Annotated in this window: 5 protein-coding genes; all 5 read right to left on the bottom strand. The window is 58.0% G+C overall.

The window, feature by feature from the left end:
- Positions 1–34 precede the first annotated feature (34 nt).
- The 5 genes from G9Q73_RS10360 to def all read right to left on the bottom strand — a co-directional run bounded on the left by G9Q73_RS10360 (position 35) and on the right by def (position 4136).
- Positions 35–706 carry a hypothetical protein gene (locus tag G9Q73_RS10360; protein WP_177419722.1) on the bottom strand — a complete coding sequence of 224 codons (672 nt, stop codon included), beginning with the start codon at positions 704–706 and terminating at the stop codon, positions 35–37.
- On the bottom strand, positions 688–1242 hold the full coding sequence (locus G9Q73_RS10355) for a DUF4390 domain-containing protein (protein WP_177419721.1): 555 nt from the start codon (positions 1240–1242) through the stop codon (positions 688–690). Before G9Q73_RS10355 ends, G9Q73_RS10360 begins: the two co-directional genes overlap by 19 nt.
- Positions 1239–2549 carry a 16S rRNA (cytosine(967)-C(5))-methyltransferase RsmB gene (gene rsmB / locus G9Q73_RS10350; protein WP_177419720.1) on the bottom strand — a complete coding sequence of 437 codons (1311 nt, stop codon included), beginning with the start codon at positions 2547–2549 and terminating at the stop codon, positions 1239–1241. Before rsmB ends, G9Q73_RS10355 begins: the two co-directional genes overlap by 4 nt.
- Before the next feature lie 2 nt (positions 2550–2551).
- Complete coding sequence (gene fmt / locus G9Q73_RS10345; RefSeq protein ID WP_177419719.1) at positions 2552–3490, bottom strand: methionyl-tRNA formyltransferase; 939 nt, start codon at positions 3488–3490, stop codon at positions 2552–2554.
- A 112-nt stretch (positions 3491–3602) separates the two neighbouring features.
- Positions 3603–4136 (bottom strand): peptide deformylase, encoded by a 534-nt coding sequence (gene def / locus G9Q73_RS10340; protein ID WP_177419718.1) that lies wholly within the window; start codon positions 4134–4136, stop codon positions 3603–3605.
- Positions 4137–4445: the final 309 nt, after the last annotated feature.

Below are 4445 nucleotides of genomic sequence, written 5' to 3'. Positions count from 1 at the left end.
TTGGTAGCGCTGAATTCCAGTTACGTATTGCTCCTTACCGGCACTCCAAACCCACATAATCATTACCCGCCCGCAACTGCTGGCGAATCTCACTGTCCGGGACACCCGGTGCCAGCACGGTCGGATCCACATTGGCGTAGGCGATGATCTGTCCACCCGGGTCGGTGAGCACCAGCTCCACTGCCCCTGACTGCTGCCGCAGCTCGGCAATCGCCAGTGAGAGGGCCGTCTCCGACTGATCATCGATGCTGCTCAACAACTGCTCGGTGTATTTGAGCAGCAGCCGCTGATTCAGACCCAACGCGGACTGGCCCAACTCACGGGCATCCTCCATCGCCCGGTCGATATCCACATCAAACCAGCTGTCGATGCCCGCCTGAAGAAAACCAAAGGAGTAGTAGTAGACCACCCCGACAGGCGCCAGCGAGATTACGCTGAATAACACCACCATGCGCAGAATCAGGCGGGATCCCGGCCGCTGCCGCGCATACTGTCTTATCAGGCGGATACTGTTGTAGATGATCAGTCCGAGCAGGATGAACATGCCGGTGATGGAAACCACCAGCAGAGGCACGAAATAGCGACTCAGTTCAGCGGAGTTCTGTACCGCGCTGCTCATCAGATGCAGCGACGTCAACAGCAGCGTCAGCAGCACCACCACTGACAGGCCGCCCATACGCATGGATTTCAGGGCTGTAGAGGCCATTGGGTCCACCCGGTTGTCAGTTTCCAGCCTGTGCCGAGATAGGCCAGGGGGCGCAGCGGCAGCGGCAGGGATTCGATATCCAACCCTGCCCGCAACCGCAGATGATAGCGTTCACCGTTTATCAACTCTGCCTGAGTCACCAGCGGCAGCTCATCGATCTCCCCCAGCGCCCGCAGTGCCGCTTCACGGGTGACGAAACTCTGCTCTTCGCCACTCTGCAGATCCACCACCCGGTAGAGTCCGGTCAACGCCAAAAACCGGATCTGGTAGCGCAGATAACCTTCATAGGGCAGCGGCTCCCAAAACCGGTGCCAGGTCTTCTCTACGATGAGATGTACCTCCAGCGTCAGCGGCACCCCGTTACTCAGCGCCTCCATCGCCTGCTCGCTCAATTGAAAATCGATGTTGGCACTCAACTGGTAACGCTGATCCTGCAACTCGATCTGTACCTCCTTGACACTAAAGTCGGCAGACCAGGCTGACGTTCCCACAGAGAGCAGGAGGAAAAGCCGCAATAGACGGAGTGCTCCGCTCATTTCGCCCTCTTCTCCAGACAGGCGTAGTAGAAACCATCCATGGAGGCGTCGCCCGGTCTGATCTGGCGCCCCAAGGCACAGACTTCACCCCATGGCACATCAATCCCCCATTCTCTGGCGCTCTCCTCTGCCGCCAGAAAAACGGCGACCTGCTGCTCGTTCTCCTCCGGCAGCATCGAGCAGGTCGCATAGAGCAGCCGTCCACCCGGTTTGAGCAGTGGCCAGATGGCAGTCAGGATAGACCGCTGCAACGCTACCAGTGGTGCAATATCCTCCTCCCGGCGCAGAAACTTGATATCGGGATGACGGCGAATGACGCCGGTGGCGGAACAGGGCACATCAAGCAGGATTCGGTCGTAGGTCTGCGCTGACCAGTCTCCGGACGGCGCCGCCGCGTCACCTTCGGCCAGGGTCGCAGAAAGTCCCAGCCGCTCAAGATTTTCCTGCACCCTCAGCAGGCGTCGCCCATCCACATCGAGAGCAGTCAGCTGCAACCCTTGCACCAATTCGAGGAGATGCCCGCTCTTGCCGCCGGGAGCGGCGCAGGCATCGAGCACCCACTCTCCGGGTTTGGGATCAAGCAGTTCCGCCGCCAATTGGGCGCCGCCATCCTGCACCGAAACCAGACCATCGTCGAAACCGGGCAAACTGCCCACATCGAGCGGCTGATCAAGCACAATCCCTGAGCGGGTGGCTTCGATAATCTGAGCCCCGATCCCGTTATCAGCAAGTTTCTGCAGATAGTCGCTGCGGCTACCAAGCTGCTGATTGACCCGCAGGCTCATGGGCGGCCGACTGTTGAGGGCCGCAACGGTCTCCTGCCAGTTCTGCGGCCAGCGCTGTTGAATACGCTGCAGCAACCACGTCGGCATGCGGTAATGCACTGCGGGATCAGCATCGACCTTTGCCAGTAACATCCCCTGTTGCCGCTGAAAAGCCCGCAGCACACCGTTGACCAGGCCTACGGCCCAGCGCTTACCCAGGCGTTCCGCTGCACCGGCACTCTCATGCACCGCCGCATGATCCGCCACCCGCAGATACAGCAACTGGTAGAGGCCGATAAAAAGCAGTGCCTGAATGTCGAGATCCTTCGGTTTCAGTGGTTTCTTCAATAACTGCCGGGTCAGCGCTTCGAGCTGAGGATGCCAACGCATCACCCCATAGCACAGCTCCTGGGCCAGGCCCCTGTCCTTGGCATCCTCCAGTTGTGGCAGCAGGCGTGCGCTTGCCTCCGACAGGGAGTGCCCCCCCAGCACCTCCTTGAGGATTCTGGCGGCGAGCGCCCGTGAATCATTTTTTTTTGCCATTCTTAGCCCAACACCACGCCATCCACCTGATGCGCATTGAGAAAGTCGGCTGCATCCATGGCTCGCTTGCCCGGCATCTGAAGTTTTTTAATGCGTAGCAGGCCCTTCCCTGTGGCGACATCGAAACCCTCCCGCCCACTGGCGACGATGGTTCCCGGCTCAGCCAGGGTATCACCATCCAGAGGCTCACACTCCCAGATCCGCATCGCCTTGCCGTCGAAGTCGGCTTGGGCGACCGGCCAGGGATTGAAGGCCCGCACCTGCCGGTCAATCTTTTTCCCTGACTGCGTCCAGTCGACGCGCGCCTCCTGCTTGTCGAGTTTTTTTGCGTAGTTCGACTGGCTGTCATCCTGAGGCTCTGCCTCAACACTCCCGTCGACAAGTCCAGGCAACACCGCGAGCAGCGCTTCCGCACCCAAACCGGCCAGCCGATCATGCAGGGTTCCACCAATGTCGTCCTCCGTAATCGGACAACGTTGGATGTGCAGCATGGGCCCGGTATCGAGTCCAGCCTCCATCTGCATGATGGTGACCCCCGATTCGCTGTCGCCGGCCAAAATGGCGCGCTGAATCGGCGCCGCACCACGCCAGCGCGGCAGCAGGGAGGCGTGGATGTTGATACAACCAAGTCGTGGCGCATCCAACACTGCCTGGGGTAACAGCAGGCCATAGGCCACCACGACCATCAGATCCGCTTGCAGGGCAGCCAGTTCGGCCTGCTCTGTTTCGCCCTTGAGACTCTTGGGCTGGCGCACCTCGATCCCATGTTCAAGGGCCAGTTGTTTTACCGGGCTTGCCATCAGCTTGCGCCCGCGACCCGCAGGCCGATCGGGCTGAGTGTAGACTGCCACTATCTGGTGCTCGGTCTGCAACAATGCCTGCAGTGCCTCGACTGCAAACTCCGGGGTGCCTGCAAAGATGATTTTCAGGGCATCTGTCATCATTTTGTTCCTGCGTTATTTCCCGTCGCCATACAACCGGCCACTTTGAGAACAGCGTCTCAGCAGCCAGGATGATGGCAGACAAATATTATCTGACCCAATGGGCAGCGGCTCAGATCACCTGATGTGAACCGTCTGCATCCACCACTTTTTGGCGGCTCTCCTTCTCAAGCCGTTTGCGGATGCGCTGACGCTTGAGACTGGAGAGGTAATCGACAAACAGCTTGCCATCCAGATGATCTATCTCGTGTTGAATGCAGACAGCCAAAAGGTCGTCACTCTCCATCTCAAAGGTTTCGCCGTCACGATTCAAGGCCCGGACACGCACCCAGGAGGCGCGAGTGACCGGTTCGTAGATACCAGGCACCGAGAGGCAACCCTCTTCCATCTCCTCCTCCCCTTCACGCGCCACTATTTCAGGGTTGATCAGACAGAGCGGCTCATTCTTCTCTTCCGAGATGTCGATCACCACCACCCGTTTTGCCGCATTGACCTGGGTGGCCGCCAAACCGATTCCGGGGGCTTCATACATGGTTTCAAACATGTCATCCACCAGGCGGCGAACAGAGTCATTTACTTCCGGCACGAGCTTGGCCTTATTGCGCAGCCGGGGATCGGGGAAGTGGAGTATGTCGAGAATGGCCATCGGTTTTCCAGAATCTGCCGGGATCATGCCCGGTAAAAGTTATTCAGCGGTTTATATTGTGTCAGACAAACATGGCACTGTGTGATTATCAAGTTTCCTTATCTTACCGGCCGCCGAAACCCTCTTGAGCGGTTTTTCGAGACCCAGTTATAGAATATCAGTTGCAAAAAGAAATTGCGCCAACATTATGATCATATTGGAATTCAGGCATCATGCAACAAATAACCTTACAATTACCGATTCGGATTCCGCCAAAGGAATCATCAAATATGCCTATTTTTAGAGCAACATGCACCGGTCCAGTACCAA

This window comes from endosymbiont of Lamellibrachia barhami (assembly GCF_011947365.2).
Taxonomy (GTDB): Bacteria; Pseudomonadota; Gammaproteobacteria; order Chromatiales; family Chromatiaceae; genus QGON01.
The sequence above is the reverse complement of the archived record's forward strand: the minus strand, read 5'-3'. Positions and strand labels throughout refer to the sequence as shown.

Coding starts and splice junctions, on each gene's coding strand:
- rsmB (WP_177419720.1), bottom strand. CDS start 2,549: ATGGCAAAAAAAAATGATTCACGGGCGCTCGCCGCCAGAATCCTCAAG.
- fmt (WP_177419719.1), bottom strand. CDS start 3,490: ATGACAGATGCCCTGAAAATCATCTTTGCAGGCACCCCGGAGTTTGCA.
- G9Q73_RS10360 (WP_177419722.1), bottom strand. CDS start 706: ATGGCCTCTACAGCCCTGAAATCCATGCGTATGGGCGGCCTGTCAGTG.
- def (WP_177419718.1), bottom strand. CDS start 4,136: ATGGCCATTCTCGACATACTCCACTTCCCCGATCCCCGGCTGCGCAAT.
- G9Q73_RS10355 (WP_177419721.1), bottom strand. CDS start 1,242: ATGAGCGGAGCACTCCGTCTATTGCGGCTTTTCCTCCTGCTCTCTGTG.